The following is a 20,849-nucleotide window of genomic DNA, read 5'->3' as shown; positions in this document are numbered from 1 at the left end:
AATCCTACCAACGGTAGTGAGCAAATGCTCTGTTGGCATCAGCCATTTTGTGAGTATCTTCGCGCTTCTTAACAGCTGCGCCAGTGTTATTGGAAGCATCTGTGATTTCAGCAGCTAAACGCTCTACCATCGTTTTCTCACCGCGGTTGCGTGAGTAGTTCACGAGCCAACGGAGAGCAAGCGCAGTACGGCGCTCTGGTTTAACTTCGATCGGCACTTGATAGTTAGCACCACCAACACGGCGAGCTTTAACCTCAAGTACTGGCATAATATTTTTCATTGCAGCATCGAACACTTCCATTGGATCTTTACTCGTGCGTTCTTGAATCAGTTTGAAAGCATCATACAACAATGTTTGTGCAACGCCTCTTTTACCGTCAAGCATAATGCGGTTGATTAGACGGGTTACCAGTTTGCTGTTATACAGCGGATCTGGAAGCACATCACGTTTCGTTACAGGACCTTTGCGTGGCATGAGAAAGTCCCCCTTTCTTCTAATAGTCGCTATTTCTAGCATTTCAATGACCCGTTAGGGTTATACTTATGATTTTTTAACTTTCGGACGTTTCGTACCATATTTCGAACGAGATTGGTTCCGATTGTTAACGCCTGCAGTATCAAGTGCGCCGCGAACGATATGATAACGTACCCCTGGAAGATCTTTTACCCGTCCACCACGAATCAATACCACGCTGTGCTCTTGCAGGTTGTGTCCGATACCCGGAATGTACGCTGTAACCTCTACACGGTTAGTAAGACGTACACGCGCATATTTACGAAGCGCGGAGTTCGGTTTCTTAGGAGTCATTGTACCTACACGAGTGCACACACCGCGTTTTTGAGGAGCGCTGATGTTTGTAGCTTCACGTTTCAATGCATTGAAACCTTTTTGCAATGCCGGCGATTTCGATTTAACGACTTTCGCTTGGCGTCCTTTACGGACTAGCTGGTTAATAGTTGGCATGTTGCCACCCCCTTCCTAAATTCATGTCTTTTCGAAAATATAAGCATTTATAACCTCTTGTTTATAAATCCACTTATATTTCTTCGCGTAGGCGAGCTCATTCCACCAAAGGACGGCTATAGCCGTATACGCTTGTATGGTAGACATTTTACCTAAAATTAAGCCCACAGATCCAGGCGGTTCATTAAAGAACAAACAAAAGTTCTCGTCAGTCAATCATCGCTAAATAATCAACTAACAAAAACGGTTATTGCGTTATTCTTCTTCGGTTACGAGCGCTGCCATTGCGGCCCCGATATCGATGCCGCAGGTTTCCCCGAGGTCTTCCATCGTATCGATCCATTTAACTGGAACTCCCGCCCGCTCACATAGATGAACAATCTTCTCTTTCATCTTCGGATCTGCATCTCGTGCAACATAGACTTCAATAGCTCTTTGCTGCTCGAGCATCTTGGTCGTCTGCTTTGCGCCGACTTTGAATTGCATGAAAATCACCTTCAATTCTTCCATTCAGCGATCTCACAATTAGGCACACTTCGATATGGTACCACCTATACTGTGCTTGTGTCAAGAAACTTTAAGGAAATTCATTTGCAAATATCTAGTAAATGAAATCCACACCATAAACATGCAAAAGAGCGGTCATCCTCCGCTTCCAAATGAAGCGGAAGATGTGACGCTCTTTCGTTATAGGTTAGTGACTGGTTACAGCTGCAGTTACTTGATCAACGATTAGTCGACGGTAACAGCAGCTGCTTCTAGTTCGCCTTCTACTGCAGGTATGACTTCATCTTCAAGGCCAGCAAAGCGAATGTTGCGATAACGAGCCATTCCAGTACCAGCTGGAATCAACTTACCGATAATAACATTTTCCTTGAGTCCAAGCAACTGGTCAACTTTGCCTTTAATAGCCGCATCAGTCAATACGCGAGTTGTTTCTTGGAAGGAAGCTGCTGACAAGAATGAATCCGTCTCAAGCGATGCCTTCGTAATACCTAGCAAAACAGGTTTTGCAACAGCTGGTTCAAGATCTGCAAAAATCGCAGTGCGGTTTTGTGATTCATATTCATGAATGTCAACAAATGCACCAGGAAGCAGAGTTGTACCGCCTGCATCTACGATACGGATTTTACGGAGCATTTGTTTAATCATGACCTCAACGTGCTTGTCATTGATTTCTACCCCTTGGTTCCGGTAAACGCGCTGTACTTCTTGCAAAATGTAGTTTTGAACGCCACGGATACCTTTGATGCGCAGCATATCTTTAGGGTCAATAGAACCGTCAGTCAGCTCATCGCCGGCTTCGATTTGTTGTCCTTGCGTTACGCGGATACGCGAACCATAGGTAACAGCATACACTTTGGATTCCGCTTCGCCTTGAACCTCGATTTCACGTCGGTCCTTCGCTTCACGAATTTCTTTGATTACACCGTCAAGCTCGGAGATGATCGCTTGACCTTTCGGATTACGCGCCTCAAACAACTCTTGGATACGCGGCAAACCTTGTGTAATATCATCGCCGGCAACGCCGCCCGTATGGAACGTACGCATCGTCAGCTGTGTTCCTGGCTCCCCGATCGATTGAGCCGCGATAATGCCTACCGCTTCCCCAATTTCAACGTGTTTACCAGTAGCTAGGTTACGTCCGTAACAGATCTTACATACGCCATGACGAGCACGGCAGCTTAGTACGGAACGGATTTGCAGCTTTTCAACGCCAGCATCGATAATCGCGTCCGCTTTGTTCGAGTCGATCAACTCGCTGCGGTTAACGATAATTTCCCCTGTTTTTGGATTACGAACGGTTTCGAACGCATAGCGGCCTTCAATACGGTCGTAGAGATCTTCAATAACCTCTTTACCGTCTTGAATTTTGCTTACGCTGAAGCCTTTGTCCGTTCCACAATCTTCTTCGCGCACGATTACGTCTTGGGCGACGTCAACAAGTCGACGAGTCAAGTAACCGGAATCGGCAGTCCGAAGTGCTGTATCGGCCAAACCTTTACGCGCTCCGTGAGTCGAGATAAAGTACTCGAGGACAGTAAGACCTTCACGGAAGTTCGATTTAATTGGCAACTCGATGATACGACCGGATGGATTCGCCATCAGACCACGCATACCGCCAAGTTGTGTAATTTGAGATTTGTTACCCCGAGCTTTGGAGTCCACCATGAGCATGATGTTGTTGTAACGATCCATTGACTTCATAAGAACTTCAGTGATCTCGTCTTTACATTTACTCCAAATGCTGATGATCCGGTCATAACGCTCTTCGTTGGTAATCAAACCGCGACGGTATTGATTCATAACGGTAGAAACCTTCTCATCAGAGCGTTTCATGATTTCGTCTTTCTCTTTCGGGATGATAACGTCGGATACACCGATCGTAATACCAGCCTTAGTTGAGTAAGTGAAACCAAGCTGCTTAATACGGTCAAGGAGCATCGCAGTAAGCGTTGTGTGGTATTGACGGAAGCATTCCGCAATAACTAATGCGAGATAATCCTTACCTACCGCACCCGGCGTCTCGATCGCATCCAAAAACTTAGGAAGATCGGCACCTTTTTCGTAAACGAAATATTTATCTGGCGTACCGTGCAATAGGTTCGTTTTCGTTGCTTCGTTGATATAAGGGAAATCTTCAGGGAAAATTTCGTTGAAGATTACTTTGCCAACTGTCGTAACGAGTAACGAGTTTTGCTGTTGCTCGGTGAAATTAACTTTCTTAAGGACGCGAACCGGAATGAAAATTCTCGCATGCAAGGAAACAATACCGCGTTGATAAGCAGAGATCGCCTCGTTAATGGTACCGAATACGGAACCGCTACCTTTAGCCTCTTTGTTATCCATCGTCAAGTAGAAGCTTCCTAGAACCATATCCTGCGAAGGAGTAACGACCGGTTTGCCGTCTTTCGGGTTAAGGATGTTGCCTGATGCAAGCATGAGCAAACGAGCCTCAGCTTGTGCTTCAGCAGACAACGGAACGTGAACGGCCATTTGGTCACCGTCGAAGTCAGCGTTATAAGCTGTACATACGAGCGGGTGAAGCTTAATAGCGCGGCCTTCAACTAGAATAGGTTCAAATGCTTGAATACCTAGTCTATGCAGCGTCGGGGCACGGTTAAGCAGCACTGGGTGTTCCTTGATAACTTCCTCAAGCACATCCCATACCTCTGGGCTTACGCGTTCAACCTTGCGCTTCGCACTCTTAATGTTATGTGCCAAGCCTTTATTAACAAGCTCTTTCATAACGAAAGGCTTGAACAATTCAAGTGCCATTTCCTTCGGAAGACCGCACTGGAACATTTTGAGGTTAGGACCTACGACGATAACCGAACGACCGGAATAGTCAACCCGTTTACCGAGCAAGTTCTGACGGAAACGTCCTTGCTTACCTTTCAGCATGTGGCTGAGAGATTTAAGCGGACGGTTACCAGGACCTGTAACAGGACGACCGCGACGACCGTTGTCGATCAAAGCGTCAACCGCTTCCTGCAGCATCCGTTTTTCATTTTGCACGATAATATCAGGAGCACCCAGATCTAGCAGACGCTTCAGACGGTTGTTACGGTTAATAACACGGCGATACAAATCGTTAAGGTCAGATGTCGCAAAACGTCCGCCATCAAGCTGTACCATCGGACGAAGCTCAGGAGGGATTACAGGAAGCACGTCCAGAATCATCCATTCCGGCTCATTGCCGGAGTTGCGGAATGCTTCGACTACTTCTAGGCGCTTAATGGCGCGATTGCGTCGTTGTCCTTGAGCCGTACGCAGCTCTTCCTTCAATTGCTCCAGTTCTTTGTCAACGTCGATATCCTGCAAAAGCTTTTTAACAGCCTCGGCGCCCATACCAGCATGGAAGCCATACCCGTATTTCTCCCGATAGCTGCGGTATTCTTTCTCCGAAAGGAGTTGTTTTTTCTCAAGCGGCGTATCTCCTGGATCCGTTACGACATAGGATGCAAAGTAGATGATCTCCTCAAGCGAACGAGGCGACATATCCAGTGCAAGACCCATACGGCTTGGAATCCCTTTAAAGTACCAAATATGAGAAACTGGAGCAGCTAGCTCGATGTGACCCATACGTTCACGGCGAACTTTAGCGCGAGTTACTTCGACGCCGCAGCGATCACAAACGACGCCTTTATAGCGTACACGTTTGTATTTGCCGCAATGACATTCCCAGTCTTTCGTAGGTCCAAAAATCTTTTCGCAGAAGAGACCTTCCTTCTCCGGCTTTAAGGTCCTATAGTTGATCGTCTCCGGTTTTTTAACTTCTCCGCGGGACCACGAGCGAATTTTATCCGGCGAAGCCAGACCGATTTTCATATACTCGAAGTTGTTCACGTCCAACAAGGAGCAACCCTCCTCCGTCATGTATGACAATGTCTATCTAATCAGCTAGATTCCGTCATAGGCGCGTGACCAAGTGACGGAATCCAGCAACTAGTTTATTCAGCAGCGGCGCCGATCTCGGCACCTTCAATATTGAGGTTGAGCTTATCACCCGTCGCCTCGTCTTCATCGTCCATTTCCTTCATTTCGATCTCTTCTTCATTCTCAGACAGAATTTTAACATCCATACCTAAGCTTTGAAGCTCTTTGATCAAAACTTTAAACGATTCCGGAACGCCCGGTTCTGGTACGTTCTCGCCTTTGACGATCGATTCGTACGTTTTCACACGACCAACCACGTCATCGGATTTAACCGTCAGTATTTCTTGGAGCGTGTACGCAGCGCCATATGCCTCAAGCGCCCATACCTCCATCTCCCCGAAACGTTGACCACCGAACTGTGCTTTACCACCGAGCGGTTGTTGTGTAACGAGTGAGTAAGGACCAGTGGAACGGGCATGGATTTTATCATCGACCATGTGCGCCAGCTTGATCATGTACATGACCCCAACTGTAACTTCACGCTCGAAGTTTTCGCCTGTCCGTCCGTCATAAAGTACGGTTTTACCGTTACGCTGCATGCCTGCTTCTTCCATCGTATCGAAAACGTCATTCTCGCGCGCGCCGTCAAAAACAGGCGTAGCAGCGTGGATGCCGAGATGTTTGCAAGCCATACCCAAGTGAACTTCAAGCGCTTGACCGATGTTCATCCGAGACGGAACGCCGAGCGGGTTGAGGACAACCTCTACTGGTGTGCCATCCGGTAGGAAAGGCATATCTTCTTCTGGCATGATGCGGGCGATAACCCCTTTGTTACCATGACGTCCGGCCATTTTGTCGCCTTCGGAGATTTTCCGTTTTTGAGCAATATACGCACGAACCAATTGGTTAACGCCAGGTGGCAATTCATCGCCATTCTCACGCGTAAATACTTTAACGTCTACAACGATACCGTCAGTACCATGCGGTACACGCAGCGATGTATCACGTACTTCACGAGCTTTCTCACCGAAGATAGCGTGCAGCAATCTTTCTTCCGCAGTCAGCTCCGTTACGCCCTTCGGCGTTACTTTACCAACCAGGATATCGCCAGCGCCGATTTCAGCACCGACACGAATGATTCCGCGCTCATCCAAGTTGCGAAGAGCTTCTTCGCCGACATTCGGGATATCGCGAGTGATTTCTTCTGGTCCAAGCTTCGTGTCACGAGCTTCGGACTCATATTCCTCGATGTGAATGGATGTGTAAACATCCTCTTTCACAAGCTTCTCACTAAGCAGGATCGCATCCTCATAGTTGTAACCTTCCCACGTCATGAATGCAACGACTACGTTGCGTCCAAGAGCCAATTCGCCCTTTTCAGTGGAAGGACCATCTGCAAGAATGTCACCTTTCTTAATTACGTCGCCTTTGCGTACGAGTGGACGCTGATTGATGCACGTTCCTTGGTTAGAACGCATAAACTTGTGTAGCTTATGTTTTACCAAATCGCCTGTAACTGGCTTGCCATCAATTTGTTCGACGCGACGAAGCCAAATTTCGTTTGCGGAAGAACGTTCGATAATACCGTCATGTTTCGCAACGATACAAACGCCGGAGTCTTTCGCAGCTTTGTGCTCCATACCCGTACCAACAAGCGGTGATCTAGGTATGAGAAGCGGTACCGCTTGACGCTGCATGTTCGATCCCATGAGGGCACGGTTGGAGTCATCGTTTTCCAGGAACGGAATTAACGCTGTCGCAACGGATACTACCTGCTTAGGAGATACGTCCATGTAATCAACGCGATCGCTTGGCATAGTCAAAATGTTGTCGGCTTGTTTATTGTAACGAACGATCGTATTCTCTTCTGCAAACTTATCTTCCGAAGTCAGCTTCGCATTCGCTTGCGCGATTACGTAGTTATCTTCCTCATCAGCAGTTAGGTATGCGATTTGTTCTGTAACAATACCCGTCTTCGGATCTACCCAACGGTATGGCGCTTCAATAAAGCCATATTCGTTAATGCGGGCAAAAGAAGACAAGGAGTTGATCAAACCGATATTTGGTCCCTCTGGCGTCTCGATCGGACACATCCGCCCATAGTGGGAGTGATGGACGTCACGTACTTCAAAGCCAGCGCGTTCCCGTGTCAAACCGCCGGGTCCAAGTGCTGATAGACGACGTTTATGCGTGAGTTCAGCAAGCGGATTCGTTTGGTCCATAAACTGGGACAGCTGCGAGGAGCCGAAGAACTCTTTTATAGATGCAATGACCGGACGAATGTTGATAAGCGCCTGTGGCGTAATCGCATTCGCGTCTTGAATGGACATTCTCTCGCGCACTACGCGTTCCATACGAGACAAACCGATACGGAATTGATTTTGAAGAAGCTCGCCTACAGAACGCAGACGACGATTACCGAGATGATCGATATCATCCGTGCTGCCTACACCGTGAAGCAAATTAATAAAGTAGTTAATGGAAGAAATGATGTCCGCAGGCGTGATATGCTTCACGGATTTATCAATAATGCCATTTGCAATTACCTTAATAACTTTGCTTTCGTCATATGGCGAGAATACGCTGATCGTTTGTAGTGGAATACTATCAGCATCCAATACGCCGTTAGCAACGTGATACGTTTTGAAGCCTACATCCTTCTCGAGCTTTTCGAGAATTTCATCAAGCAAACGACGGTCAATCATTTGTCCTGCTTCAGCGATAATTTCGCCAGTAGTAGGGTCAACTAGATTTTCCGCAAGCCGTTGATTGAACAAACGGTTCTTGATGTGTAGTTTTTTGTTTATTTTGTAACGGCCAACATTGGCCAAGTCATAACGTTTTGGATCAAAGAAACGTGCTACAAGCAAGCTCTTCGCATTATCCAAAGTCGGAGGCTCGCCCGGACGAAGACGCTCATAAATTTCAATCAGCGCTTTCTCGGTTGAATCCGTATTATCCTTGTCTAACGTGTTGCGAATGTACTCATCGTGGCCAAGCAACTCAAGAATCTCAGCGTCAGTACCGAATCCAAGAGAACGCAAAAGTACCGTTACCGGTATTTTTCTTGTACGATCAATACGAACGTAGATGATATCTTTTGCATCCGTTTCAAGCTCCAGCCAAGCGCCACGGTTAGGAATAACCGTCGCAGTGTAATTCTTCTTCCCGTTCTTATCAACCTTCGTGCTGAAGTACACACTCGGGGATCGAACCAATTGGCTGACTATGACACGCTCGGCCCCGTTAATAATAAACGTGCCTGTATCTGTCATAAGCGGGAAATCACCCATGAAAACTTCTTGTTCCTTTACTTCGCCGGTCTCCTTATTAAAAAGTCGTACCTTAACGCGCAAAGGAGCCGCATACGTCACGTCGCGCTCTTTTGATTCATCGACCGAATATTTCGGTTCGCCCAAGCTATAGTCGATAAACTCAAGCGATAGATTGCCTGTAAAGTCCGAAATCGGAGAAATGTCCTGGAACAACTCAATCAAGTCGCTTTCCAAAAACTTCTCATACGATTTTTGTTGGATTTCAATCAGGTTCGGGACTTCCAGCACCTCGTTGATCCTGGCGTAGCTTCTGCGCGCGCGCCGACCATACTGAACAAGTTGTCCTGCCAACTTAACCTCACCCCTCATGTCTGTATCACAGCATCGATATCCACTGCGTCACTATAGACGGACCAGCCGCCTATATAGTCAAATAAAGAAAAGCCCTTATCGAATATTTCGAAAAAAGAGCATGTTCCGGCAGTTAACCAATCACAGCGCGGCCGCGATAGTCTCATATCAAATAATTTTGCCCAAAACGTAAACATTATACGTCAAATGTGTAAAACTTATGCATTCCGCGCTTTAAATTTACACTTGACATTTTAGTTAACTAAAGAGATCGAGCCCAATTTAATGCTGACATTTTATAATTTTACCATATCTAAAATGTCAAGTCAATAAATATAATTCTACTTTCAAACATATTTTCAAAACAGCTTTTGAGATATTCAACTATCCTTTTACAGCTCGAAAAATACGATAGCCTTTATCCTTCGTTACTTCCTCCACATCGCTGAACAATAACTCCAGTTTGGCTTTGGCCGAAGGCGCTCCTTGTTTCTTCTGAATAACTACCCACATGCTTCCGCCTTGCTCAAGCAAATCATAGCCTTCTTCAAAAATCTGATGAACGACCGATTTGCCTGCCCTTATAGGCGGATTCGTAACAATTACATCAAATTTCAAATGTTTAACGGCTTCATATACATCGCTCTGCAAAACCGTAACGTTCGCAATATGATTCAGCTTGGCATTTTCGCGTGATAGTTCTACTGCTCTTTCATTGATATCAATCATGGTCACTTGCCCTTTCTCGGCAAGCTTTGCAGCTGTTAACCCGATCGGACCATAACCACAGCCTACGTCTAGCACCTTTGCTTTAACATCAAGCTCGAGCGCATCAATCAAAACTTGACTCCCATAATCGACACCCGATTTCGAGAAAACTCCTGCATCCGTCATAAATCGGAATGAAAAGCCTCGAAGAGACACTTCATGAATTTGACGATTATGCTTCACATCTGGGCTTTGTGAGTAATAGTGATTCGACATAATCCATCACCCCCCGTTTTTCCATAGCGTCTAGCGCAAACGGCGATCGCCCGATCGCAGCGGTAAAGGCGCATTTCGCGTTGAAAGATAAGAATGTATAAGTTCTTAGCTTATACATTCTTATCCTTTAACATACAACGAGCCCCTTGAAACCTGACGGTTCAAGGGGCTCGCCAGCCGATTCATCATTCAATCGCATGATCAGCTTATTTTATTGTACAAATACTACTTAACTTCTACGGAAGCGCCAGCTTCAGTAAGCTTAGCTGCAACTGCTTCTGCTTCTTCTTTAGCAACTTTTTCTTTAACAGCTTTAGGAGCGCTGTCAACCAAGTCTTTCGCTTCTTTCAGGCCAAGACCTGTGATTTCGCGAACTACTTTGATTACGTTGATTTTCGAAGCGCCAGGGCCGTTAAGGATAACGTCGAATTCAGTTTGCTCAGCTTCTACAGCTGCGCCAGCTCCTGCTGCTGCTACTGGAGCTGCTGCAGTTACGCCGAATTCTTCTTCAATTGCTTTAACTAGCTCGTTCAGTTCAAGAACGTTCATAACTTTAATCGCTTCTAAGATTTGTTCTTTAGACATGGTTATACCTCCAGGAATATGGTTTATTTTTTTGTTTTATCATGCAGCCGACTTGCGTCGGTTCAATGCAATTAGTGACTGTAGCTGATTAAGCTTGTGCTTCTTGTTTCTCGCCGACTGCTTTAACCGCAAGCGCGAAGTTGCGCACTGGAGCTTGCAATACGCTGAGGAGCATAGAAAGCAAACCTTCGCGGGACGGAAGTTCCGCAAGTGCTTTAATCTCTTCTTGTGATACGACTTTACCTTCTACAATGCCGCCTTTAAGTTTCAAAGCATCATTCTTCTTAGCGAAATCGTTCAAAATTTTAGCTGGAGCAACAGCGTCTTCTTTACCGAATGCAATTGCAGTAGGACCTGTAAGAATGTTGTTCAATTCTACGAAATCCGTACCTTCAGTTGCGCGGCGAACGAGCGAGTTTTTTAGAACTTGGAATTCGATTCCTGCTTCACGAAGTTGTTTCCGAAGTTCAGTTACTTGCGCAACGTTCAATCCACGATAGTCAGCTACAACTGTACTGGAGCTAGCAGCAATTTTCGCCGCGATTACGGCAACTGCCTCTTGTTTCTCTTGGATGATATTTGCGTTAGCCAAACTGTACACCTCCCGTAATAGTATACATTCCGTTAATTACGACGGGCTTTCCACGCCTCGATGCATGAGAAAGGCCTTCGCAGACACTGCGAAGGCCATGATGTCGTTATCGCGCATCAATCCAAAAAGGATCGAATGTTGCTTACAAACGTTTTATCATAACACCTCGGTAGGAAATTAAGCCTAATGGCACCTACTGTCTACGGTATGCGTATTCGAATTTAGTTCCGTTCTTCTTAGCGATAATTCGCTGTAGAAACACGAGCGCCAGGGCCCATTGTCGAAGAAACGGCGATGTTTTTCAGGTAAATACCTTTTGCAGCAGCCGGTTTAGCACGGTTAAGTGCGTCGATCAATGACTTGAGGTTCTCGTTGAGTTTCTCAGCATCAAAAGATACTTTACCGATTGGCGCATGGATTTGACCTGCTTTATCAAGACGGTATTCAATCTTACCGGCTTTGATTTCTTGAACGGCTTTAGCAACGTCAAACGTTACTGTACCTGCTTTAGGGTTAGGCATCAAACCTTTACCACCAAGGATCCGTCCAAGCTTACCAACTTCAGCCATCATGTCCGGCGTTGCTACGCAAACGTCGAATTCGAACCAGCCTTGTTGGATTTTGTTAATCATGTCTGCATCGCCGACAAAGTCAGCACCCGCAGCTTCCGCTTCTTTCACTTTTTCGCCTTTTGCGAAAACGAGAACGCGTTTTGTTTTACCAGTACCGTGTGGTAGTACAACTACGCCACGAACTGCTTGGTCTTGTTTACGCGGGTCTACACCCAAACGAACTGCTACTTCAACGGACTCGTCGAATTTAGCTGTTGCTGCCTTTTTCACAAGCTCGATCGCTTCCAAAGGCTCGTAAGTTGCTTCGCTGTCGATAAGCTTAGCAGCTTCTACATATTTTTTACCTTGTTTAGCCATTGTAATTTCCTCCTCATGTGGTTGTAGCGGAAAATCCTCCTAAGGATGATCCTCCCACTCGCGAAGCCGAAGCCTCGCAAAGCAAGCTACCTCGCGGTATTAGTCAACAATAGTTACGCCCATGCTGCGAGCAGTACCTTCAACCATACGCATTGCTGCTTCTACAGAAGCTGCGTTAAGATCCGGCATTTTTTGCTCAGCGATTTCGCGAACTTTGTCACGTTTTACAGTAGCGACCTTCTTCTTGTTCGGTTCGCCTGAACCTTTTTCGATTCCAGCTGCGACGCGTAGCAATACTGCTGCCGGCGGCGTTTTTGTTTCGAATGTGAACGAACGGTCTTCAAATACTGTAATAACAACTGGAATAATCAAGCCTGCTTGATCTGCTGTACGAGCGTTAAACTCTTTACAAAACGCCATAATGTTCACGCCTGCTTGACCAAGTGCTGGACCGATCGGCGGCGCTGGGTTTGCTTTACCTGCAGGAACTTGCAGTTTGACCATCTTGATGACTTTCTTTGCCATGCCTGACACCTCCTAACCCTTTATTCCATGCGTAAGTAACGTTCGTCACCAAAATGGCTTAGTCACTTCGCGTCCAATCCTCCACCGGAATGAACCGATGGGTTCGGAAACCAGATATTATATCTTCTCCACTTGAGTGTAATCCAGCTCCAGCGGGGTCTCCCTGCCAAACATGTTTACATGAACCTTCAACTTCGCTTTGTCCAGCAAAATTTCTTCTACTGTACCAACAAAATCTGCGAAAGGACCTACTTTGACGCGAACCGTTTCTTTCAAATCGAACTCGATTTTCGGTTTTGGCTCTTCCATGCCCATGTGCTTGAGTATTTGCTCAACCTCATCAGGCAATAGAGGAATCGGTTTTGAACCGGAACCTGTTGATCCTACAAATCCAGTTACGCCTGGCGTATTCCGAACAACGTACCAAGAATCGTCGGTTTGAACCATTTCCACAAGAACATAGCCGGGGTAGACCTTACGTTGGACAATCTTCTTCTTGCCGTCCTTCTCTACCACTTCATCTTCCATAGGAACTAGAACACGGAAAATCTTGTCTTCCATGCCCATTGATTCAACACGGCGCTCCAAATTGGCTTTCACCTTGTTCTCATAGCCTGAGTAGGTATGCACGACGTACCATCTTTTTTCCATCACAAATCCACCTTTGGACCCTTCTTAAACAATGAGTTCAACCAGAGACGAGATCCCGATGTCAAGAAGCCAGAAGTAAATCGTTACAAGCGTGATCGTAAGCAAAACCACGATCGAATAGCTTGTCAACTCTTTACGGCTTGGCCAGCGAACTTTCTTAAGTTCCGCCCAGCTGTCGGCAAAAAAACTAAACGTTGTACCAAAGCCTTGCTTTAGTTTAGCCAAAAATGCCACGTTCACACCTCCATTTGACTATCTCGTCTCGCGATGAGGAGTCTGCTCGTTACAGAACTTGCAAAACTTCTTCAACTCGATGCGGTCGGGGTGATTGCGTTTGTTCTTGCTGCTCGCATAGTTTCTCTGTTTGCAGTTTGTGCATGCCAACGTGATAATTACCCGCATTGAATTACACCTCCCGAACTGCTACAAAATACGAATCATGAAGCTCTATATGAAAGTTCATTGATTCCAACGCCAAAACGAAAAAAAACCTCGAATTTAGGCCTACCTAAACAGTTTATCATACAGCAATTTTGATGTCAATGTAAAAGATAAGTGTTTGGCCTACGAATAATTGGGAACAACAGCAATATCGGGCTCGTCTCTATCAGTATAGTCTACTTATGCCCTTTTAAAACAAAAAAGACTGTATCTTCCACCTGGACACCGCCAGATGGAAGACAGTCCTCTTTAAAAGCAATTTACGTATAATTGCGGTTAACCGCTAATGTCTCTGACTTCCAAGTAACGCTCAAGCTTTCGCTTCACGCGCTGAAGGGCATTGTCTATTGATTTCACATGCCGATCCAGATCGACTGCAATCTCCTGATAAGATCTTCCATCCAAATAAAGCATTAGCACCTTACGCTCAAGGTCGCTTAAAATTTCGGACATCTTATCTTCCAAGCCAATAAACTCTTCTTGATTAATAATTAATTCTTCAGGATCTGATACTCGTGTGCCACAAATGACATCAAGCAGCGTGCGATCCGAATCTTCATCATAAATGGGCTTATCGAGCGATACGTAGGAATTAAGCGGGATGTGCTTCTGACGCGTGGCTGTTTTGATGGCAGTAATAATTTGTCTCGTTATGCACAATTCCGCAAAGGCTTTGAAGCTTGCAAGCTTGTCCCCTTTAAAATCACGAATTGCTTTATATAGACCAATCATACCCTCCTGCACGATATCTTCACGATCCGCACCGATAAGAAAATACGAGCGCGCTTTGGCTCTCACAAAGTTCTTATACTTGTTAATCAAATATTCCAACGCTATGCTGTCGCCATTGCGGACCGCTTCGACGATATCCTCGTCCGTACTGCTGTCATACTCAAGCGTACTCCATTCTTTGAGGTCGATACTCACGAACTATCCCTCCGGCCTGCAAGGCGTACACCGCTAGATTCGTATTCACGCAAACCTATCTAACTGTTCCCAATTGCTTAGGCTCAGCAGCGTTTCACGTCGAGAGATAAGAAAGTTACCTGGCAAAATCCACACGTTCTTATCGCTAATAATAGAGTCAGTATACATTATGTAACCTTACACCGTCAACCAATCGGGTGTCCGAAAACCATCGATTTTCTAGCATTTTTGTAACTTTGTGGCATAGTATAGCGACATGTTCAGCTAACACGATCACCCGCATTAAAAACCGTACCCATTATTTCTCTCCTCGGCGAAGCTTTTCAAGCTTGCTCCGAACCTCAAGGCTTACAATGCCGTCTACCGTATTACGCGTCCCCGGCTTATCCTCGCGCAGCGACTGCTCGATGTTTTTGCGGTTTTGGTTTATATCGACAAGCAGCTCGCGCGCGGAAACGCGGAGCGCTCCTTTACCGAATGCTACATGCTGCTCCACCAGATCGGACGTAGCAACATAAATGTTCCTCCGCCTTACAAACAGCTCGGAGCAGAGACGCTCGATACATTCATCGGCCGTTTCCTTTTCTTTCGTATATACGATCATCAGCTTGTGGTGCCGATAAGTGGCCCCAAGTCCGGGCACCTGATGCGCATCAAACACGACGTATACTTGCATGCCCGTAAATCCTTGGTAGTCCGCCAGCATATCGAGCAGCTTGTCCCGAGCTTCCTCCAAAGCGTATTCCTTCAGCTTCTCGAGAACCGGCCAAGCGCCAATCACGTTATACCCATCGACCAATAAAATATCGTCGTGCCGATTCATGGCCTACATACTCCGGCGTTGCCGCACGACCTCATACATAAGCACGCCAGCCGCAACCGAGGCGTTCAAAGAATTCAGTTGGCCAAGCATAGGCAGCTTAACGAGAAAATCACATTTTTCCTTAATAAGTCTTCCCATGCCCTTGCTCTCGTTGCCGATGACGATAACTAGCGGCATATCGAATTTCATCTTATAAACATCTTGCGAAGCGCTAAGGTCAGTGCCTGCTACCCATACGCCCGCTTCCTTCAGCTTATCGATCGTTTGCGCCAGATTAGTAACGCGTGCAACTGGCACATGCTCAGCTGCGCCGGCCGAGGTTTTCAATACAGTAGCCGTAAGTCCCGCAGAACGACGCTTCGGAATGATTACGCCATGAACTCCTGTACATTCAGCCGTTCGAAGGATGGAGCCAAGGTTATGCGGATCTTCAATCTCGTCAAGCAGCAGTATAAAAGGAACCTCATCACGCTGCTTCGCGCGTTCAAGAATCTCCTCTACCTCCACATAGGCGAAGGCAGCAGCTTGAGCGACAACTCCTTGATGAGTAACACCTGGGGTTAAGCTGTCGAGCTTTCTCTTGTCAACAAACTGTACGACTATACCGAACTTCTTTGCTTCTGCGACGATAGGCTGCGTCAATGTCTTCTGTGCGCCGTCGGCGATCCATATTTTATTAATTTCACGTCCTGATCGAAGCGCCTCGAGCACAGGGTGCTTACCGGCAATCATCTCATCTTGAATCGTTTCTTCTGTCATCGGTTACCCTCCTTATATCGTTTTCATATTCTCAAATGGCTGCGCCAGCCTTATTGCTTTTCTTGTACGCCTAGCGCAATCGCGAGCAATTCGTTCAATCTGGTTATACGTCCTTCATAATAGAGATATCCTACCAAACTCTCCAATGCGGTAGCGAGCCGATAATCGGCGAGATCGGCATTTTTGGGAGGCGTGCCCGACTTCGAATTGCGGCCGCGGCGGACAATGTCCGCCTCCTCCTCGGTCAAATGCGGCTGCCAGAGATCCAGTGTTCTCTTCTGCCCTTTGGCAGATACAAATTTTGTCGCTTCCCGGTGGAGATGATGCGACTTTTGATTCGGTAACGAGATTAAATATTGCCGTATAAGAAGCTCAAATACGGCATCTCCTATATAAGCTAGAACGACTGGGTTCATCAGCTGCGGTTTTTTGGAAGGCGGATGAAAGAGCAGCATATTTAAATCGTTTTGCTCACTCATTTGCGCCGCCAGCGGATACCTTGCGGCGTATCCTCGAGCACGATGTTCTTCTCCGTCAACAAATCTCGAATTTCGTCGGCTCTTGCCCAGTTTTTCGTCTGACGGGCTTCCGTACGCTCTACGATCAGCTGCTCAATATCCGCATCAAGCAGTTCACTATCCGCTTGCTGCAGCGGGAGCAAGCCAAGCACAGCATCCATACGCTCAAGCAGAGTAAGCAGTGCATACACTGCACTTGGAGCTGCATCGGCACGATTTAGATATTGATTCGCTTCCGTGACCAAGTCAAATACCGTCGTTATCGCATCAGGCGTATTGAAATCATCGCTCATTTTCGCATGGAATTGGTCATGTATCGCCTTAAGTCTCGCATCCAGCGCTTCATCGCCCGAAGGAACAAGTCCGCTTCCAGCTGCCTCTGCGAACTCACCGTTCATGGCAGAAAGCCTATGCTTTAGATTGGCTGCGCAATTTGCAATCCGCTCCACACTGTTCTCTGCTTGGGCAACGGAATCATCGCTGAAGTTCAGCGGACTGCGATAATGAGTCGATAGCATAAAGTAACGGATAGCCTGGGGCTTAACCCGCTTCACAATCTCATGTACCGTAATGCCGTTGCCCAGCGATTTGGACATTTTCTCATTGTTAATATGAATATAGCCGTTATGCATCCAATAGTTCGCAAGCGGCTTTCCTGTCAATGCTTCCGATTGTGCAACCTCGCATTCATGATGCGGAAATTGCAAATCATGTCCGCCCCCATGGATATCCAGCGTATCCCCAAGATACTCACGCGCCATAGCCGAGCACTCAATATGCCAACCGGGTCGGCCATCGCCAAATGGGCTTTCCCATTTGATTTCTCCAGGCTTAGCGCCCTTCCACAATACAAAATCCTGCTGGTTCTCCTTGCGTTCGCCAATCTCAACCCGAATACCGAACTGAAGCTCCTCTATATTCTGATGCGAAAGCTTGCCGTAATCTACGAATGCAGCCGTACGGTAATAGACATCGCCCTCGCTCATATAAGCATAGCCTTTGTCTATCAGCCCTTGAATAAACGCAACAATCTGAGGAATATGCTCCGTCACGCGCGGATTAAGCGTCGCCTTATGAACGCCAAGCGATTCGATATCCGCATAAAATGCCGCAATAAACTTTTCCGCTACTTCTGGCACCGTTGCGCCAAGCTGCTCTGCTTTGCGAATAAGCTTGTCGTCTACGTCCGTAAAGTTCACGACATATTGGACATCATTTCCGATATCCTCAAAGTAACGACGAACCACATCGAAGAAAATAACGGGCCTTGCATTGCCGATATGAATGTAATCATAGACGGTCGGACCGCAGACATACATCTTAACTTTCCCCGGCTCTTGCGACTCAAAAGGCTCTTTCACCCTAGATACGGTATTATAAATGGACACTGTCATTTTCGTATTTCTCCTCCAGCTACAGGTTCCCGAAGCTGATTCAGCTCGGTTTTCAAATCATCTATTTCCTTCTGCATCGTACGGAACATTTCTATGACCGGATCGGGAAGCTGCGTATGATCCAGACGATCGCCCACTCGCTCTCCGTTGCGTTTAACGACACGTCCCGGATTTCCTACTACGGTACAATTCGTCGGCACTTCCCTCAGAACAACTGCGTTTGACCCAATACTGGAAAATTCACCGACCTGGAAAGATCCAAGTACCTTCGCGCCTGAGCCGATAACAACATTATTGCCAATTGTCGGATGACGCTTCCCTTTTTCCTTCCCTGTACCGCCTAGAGTAACGCCTTGATAAATCACGACATCATCGCCTATTTCGCACGTTTCTCCAATCACGACACCCATTCCATGATCGATAAACAATCGCTCGCCGATTTGAGCGCCCGGATGAATCTCGATGCCCGTCATGAAACGGCTCACCTGAGAGACCATTCGCGCAATAGTGAACCAGCCTCTGCGGTAGAGAGGATGGGCGATGCGGTGAGCCCAAATGGCGTGTAAGCCCGAATAGGTGAAAACAACCTCGAATCGACTGCGGGCAGCTGGATCATTCTCGAAAACCGCCTGTATGTCCGATCGGAAATGACGAAACATAAGCAATGCTCCTTTTTCAAACGCTCATATGATTCTAATAAAAAATAGAAAAGCCCCTGCAGCATATTATGCTGCAGAGGCGTGTAATCTCGCGGTTCCACTCTGCTTGAACAAATCGACAGCCTACGCTGAGGATTCGTTCCTCTTAGAGTCTTTAACGCAGACGATACGTTGCTGCCTACCCTGCGCCGCCAAATTTGCAACCTCATAAACGACGTGGCATATCCGCCTTGCCCTTATGATCGTGCATTTCTCGCTGCAGCAGCTCGGAACAAAGCTCCCAGGTGCATATTTCCGTTTGGCGGACCAGACAACTTTCAGCCCCATTCCAGTTTCCCATTGCCACACATCATGATGCGACGCCGATTCGAATGACGGTTGTCCTCTCTGCGAATCCACAAGCAAACGTACTTCTCCTGTTCATGGCCGTTCGATTCATTCATTTATTAGTCATAGTATACCGAATACCCAAAAATGTGACAAGGGCATTATGTCCGCTCCATTGCAAAACGGCTATAAGCGTCTAAACCCCGTAGCCAGCCAAACGTACGCGCAAGCGGCTCGCAACCTTCTCTTTGCCTAGCAAGGCAAGGGATTGGTTCAAGTCAGGACCATGCGTCTGCCCGGTAAGCGCTGCACGAATCGGCATGAAGAGCTGCTTGCCTTTGAAACCCGTCTCCTTCTGCACCGCTTTGATCATTTCTTTAATGCCGTCCACTTGGAATGGCGTTTCGCCCGCTTCTATCCGCGTCAAAAAGGCTTGCAGCACGGTCGGCACCTGCTCTTCAGCAAGCACTTCGACAGCATCGCCCTCATCCTCAATCGTATCGCGGAAGAAGAGCTCCGTCATCGGCACGATTTCAGCAGCATAACGCAGCTTGTCCTGATGAAGCGCTACTAGATCTGTTGCCCATGCATGGCCTTCCGCATCCAGATCATTTGCGATACGCCCTGCTTGCTGCAGATGCGGGAGGCAAAGATCAACTAATCGCGGGAGATCAGCCTTTTTCAAATATTCGTTGTTCATCCAGCTCAGCTTCTGCGTATCGAATACGGCAGGGCTTTTGCTTAAACGATCCGGATTGAAGACAGAGACAAGCTCCTCGCGGGTAAAGATCTCTTGCTCGCCTTCAGGCGACCAGCCAAGAAGTGTAATAAAGTTAAACATTGCCTCAGGCAAATAACCAAGTTCGTCATATTGGGAAATGAACTGAATAATCGATTCATCACGTTTGCTAAGCTTCTTGCGCTGATCATTTACGATAAGCGTCATATGACCGAATTGCGGCGGCTCCCAGCCGAACGCTTCATAAATCATGAGCTGACGAGGCGTATTCGAAATATGATCCTCGCCCCGCAATACATGACTAATTTTCATCAAATAATCGTCAAGCACTACTGCAAAGTTATAAGTTGGAATGCCATCCTTCTTCACGATTACGAAATCGCCCATCTCCGCTGTATCGAAGCTGATTGAGCCTTTCACGATATCATCGAAGGCGTAGGTGCGGCCTTCAGGAACGCGGAATCGAATGCTTGGCACACGGCCTTCCGCTTCAAAAGCCTGCCGCTGCTCTTCCGACAAGTTGCGGTGAAGTCCGGAGTACCGCGGCGTCTCGCCACGCTCGCTTTGCTCTTCCCGCTCCTTCTCCAGCTCTTCCTCCGTGCAGTAACAACGGTAAGCCAGACCCCGGTCAATCAGCTCCTGCCAATACTTATTGTAAATATCGAGACGCTCGGTCTGGCGATAAGGTCCATACCCGCCTCCGATATCAATGCTCTCGTCCCAATCCATGCCGAGCCACTTCAAATATTTAAGCTGGCTTTCTTCTCCACCCGCGACGTTCCGCTTCACGTCTGTGTCCTCGATCCGGATAATGAATTTACCGCCTTGATTTCTTGCGAATAAATAATTGAACAAGGCCGTTCTTGCATTTCCTATATGTAAATGACCCGTAGGAGATGGGGCATACCGAACTCGAACCTCTGCTGTCATCTGAAAAACCTCCTAAAAGTTTTGCGAAGCAAAATCTCGCTTCGTAAGCATATGCTATAAAAGTTTTGCGAAGCAAAAGCTTGCTCCCGAAGAATC

The 20,849-nt window shown here is 47.0% G+C and carries 20 protein-coding genes and 1 other annotated feature; all 20 genes read right to left on the bottom strand.

From position 1 onward, the window contains the following. Positions 1–4: 4 nt before the first annotated feature. Positions 5–475: a 30S ribosomal protein S7 gene (gene rpsG, locus AC2TDN_RS21885; RefSeq protein ID WP_053373893.1), complete on the bottom strand. Its 471-nt coding sequence runs from the start codon at positions 473–475 to the stop codon at positions 5–7. Between the two features lie 66 nt (positions 476–541). Further along, on the bottom strand, positions 542–964 hold the full coding sequence (rpsL, locus tag AC2TDN_RS21880) for a 30S ribosomal protein S12 (RefSeq protein ID WP_053373892.1): 423 nt from the start codon (positions 962–964) through the stop codon (positions 542–544). 255 nt (positions 965–1,219) lie between these two features. Next, positions 1,220–1,450 carry a ribosomal L7Ae/L30e/S12e/Gadd45 family protein gene (locus AC2TDN_RS21875; RefSeq protein WP_482069184.1) on the bottom strand — a complete coding sequence of 77 codons (231 nt, stop codon included), beginning with the start codon at positions 1,448–1,450 and terminating at the stop codon, positions 1,220–1,222. A 246-nt stretch (positions 1,451–1,696) separates the two neighbouring features. After that, positions 1,697–5,323 (bottom strand): DNA-directed RNA polymerase subunit beta', encoded by a 3,627-nt coding sequence (gene rpoC, locus AC2TDN_RS21870; RefSeq protein ID WP_484690179.1) that lies wholly within the window; start codon positions 5,321–5,323, stop codon positions 1,697–1,699. 95 nt (positions 5,324–5,418) lie between these two features. Continuing rightward, positions 5,419–8,970: a DNA-directed RNA polymerase subunit beta gene (rpoB, locus tag AC2TDN_RS21865; protein ID WP_482069186.1), complete on the bottom strand. Its 3,552-nt coding sequence runs from the start codon at positions 8,968–8,970 to the stop codon at positions 5,419–5,421. Positions 8,971–9,354: 384 nt separating this feature from the next. After that, positions 9,355–9,954: a class I SAM-dependent methyltransferase gene (locus AC2TDN_RS21860; protein WP_482069187.1), complete on the bottom strand. Its 600-nt coding sequence runs from the start codon at positions 9,952–9,954 to the stop codon at positions 9,355–9,357. Between the two features lie 225 nt (positions 9,955–10,179). Beyond that, a complete protein-coding gene (rplL, locus tag AC2TDN_RS21855; RefSeq protein WP_056636009.1) occupies positions 10,180–10,539 on the bottom strand; it encodes a 50S ribosomal protein L7/L12 in 360 nt (119 codons plus the stop codon). Between the two features lie 88 nt (positions 10,540–10,627). Further along, positions 10,628–11,131: a 50S ribosomal protein L10 gene (rplJ, locus tag AC2TDN_RS21850; RefSeq protein WP_482069188.1), complete on the bottom strand. Its 504-nt coding sequence runs from the start codon at positions 11,129–11,131 to the stop codon at positions 10,628–10,630. A gap of 57 nt (positions 11,132–11,188) precedes the next feature. Continuing rightward, positions 11,189–11,355: a sequence feature (ribosomal protein L10 leader region), on the bottom strand. 12 nt (positions 11,356–11,367) lie between these two features. Further along, the gene (gene rplA / locus AC2TDN_RS21845; RefSeq protein ID WP_482069189.1) at positions 11,368–12,060 is read right to left on the bottom strand and encodes a 50S ribosomal protein L1; all 693 of its coding nucleotides are present in this window, start codon (positions 12,058–12,060) and stop codon (positions 11,368–11,370) included. A 99-nt stretch (positions 12,061–12,159) separates the two neighbouring features. Beyond that, positions 12,160–12,585: a 50S ribosomal protein L11 gene (gene rplK, locus AC2TDN_RS21840; RefSeq protein ID WP_028609671.1), complete on the bottom strand. Its 426-nt coding sequence runs from the start codon at positions 12,583–12,585 to the stop codon at positions 12,160–12,162. A gap of 117 nt (positions 12,586–12,702) precedes the next feature. Further along, positions 12,703–13,236, bottom strand: coding sequence for a transcription termination/antitermination protein NusG (gene nusG / locus AC2TDN_RS21835; protein WP_482069191.1), 534 nt, complete (start codon positions 13,234–13,236; stop codon positions 12,703–12,705). Positions 13,237–13,260: 24 nt separating this feature from the next. Then, positions 13,261–13,470, bottom strand: a complete 210-nt coding sequence (gene secE, locus AC2TDN_RS21830) for a preprotein translocase subunit SecE (RefSeq protein WP_169090712.1) — start codon at positions 13,468–13,470, stop codon at positions 13,261–13,263. A gap of 18 nt (positions 13,471–13,488) precedes the next feature. After that, entirely contained in the window at positions 13,489–13,638 is a 150-nt protein-coding gene (gene rpmG / locus AC2TDN_RS21825) for a 50S ribosomal protein L33 (protein WP_015847242.1), read from the bottom strand. Positions 13,639–13,953: 315 nt separating this feature from the next. Then, entirely contained in the window at positions 13,954–14,604 is a 651-nt protein-coding gene (gene sigH / locus AC2TDN_RS21820; RefSeq protein ID WP_053373882.1) for an RNA polymerase sporulation sigma factor SigH, read from the bottom strand. 298 nt (positions 14,605–14,902) lie between these two features. Further along, positions 14,903–15,427 carry an NYN domain-containing protein gene (locus AC2TDN_RS21815; protein WP_484690178.1) on the bottom strand — a complete coding sequence of 175 codons (525 nt, stop codon included), beginning with the start codon at positions 15,425–15,427 and terminating at the stop codon, positions 14,903–14,905. A 3-nt stretch (positions 15,428–15,430) separates the two neighbouring features. Next, positions 15,431–16,186: a 23S rRNA (guanosine(2251)-2'-O)-methyltransferase RlmB gene (gene rlmB, locus AC2TDN_RS21810; protein WP_053373880.1), complete on the bottom strand. Its 756-nt coding sequence runs from the start codon at positions 16,184–16,186 to the stop codon at positions 15,431–15,433. 50 nt (positions 16,187–16,236) lie between these two features. Beyond that, positions 16,237–16,665, bottom strand: coding sequence for a Mini-ribonuclease 3 (locus tag AC2TDN_RS21805; protein WP_482069193.1), 429 nt, complete (start codon positions 16,663–16,665; stop codon positions 16,237–16,239). After that, positions 16,662–18,098, bottom strand: coding sequence for a cysteine--tRNA ligase (cysS, locus tag AC2TDN_RS21800; RefSeq protein ID WP_482069194.1), 1,437 nt, complete (start codon positions 18,096–18,098; stop codon positions 16,662–16,664). The genes AC2TDN_RS21805 and cysS overlap by 4 nt, the downstream gene beginning before the upstream one ends. Continuing rightward, positions 18,095–18,757, bottom strand: coding sequence for a serine O-acetyltransferase (cysE, locus tag AC2TDN_RS21795; protein WP_482069195.1), 663 nt, complete (start codon positions 18,755–18,757; stop codon positions 18,095–18,097). The genes cysS and cysE overlap by 4 nt, the downstream gene beginning before the upstream one ends. A 523-nt stretch (positions 18,758–19,280) precedes the next feature. Further along, positions 19,281–20,753: a glutamate--tRNA ligase gene (gene gltX, locus AC2TDN_RS21790; protein WP_484690177.1), complete on the bottom strand. Its 1,473-nt coding sequence runs from the start codon at positions 20,751–20,753 to the stop codon at positions 19,281–19,283. Between the last annotated feature and the right edge of the window lie 96 nt (positions 20,754–20,849).

The organism is Paenibacillus sp. Y660 (assembly GCF_057221575.1).
The sequence above is the reverse complement of the archived record's forward strand: the minus strand, read 5'-3'. Positions and strand labels throughout refer to the sequence as shown.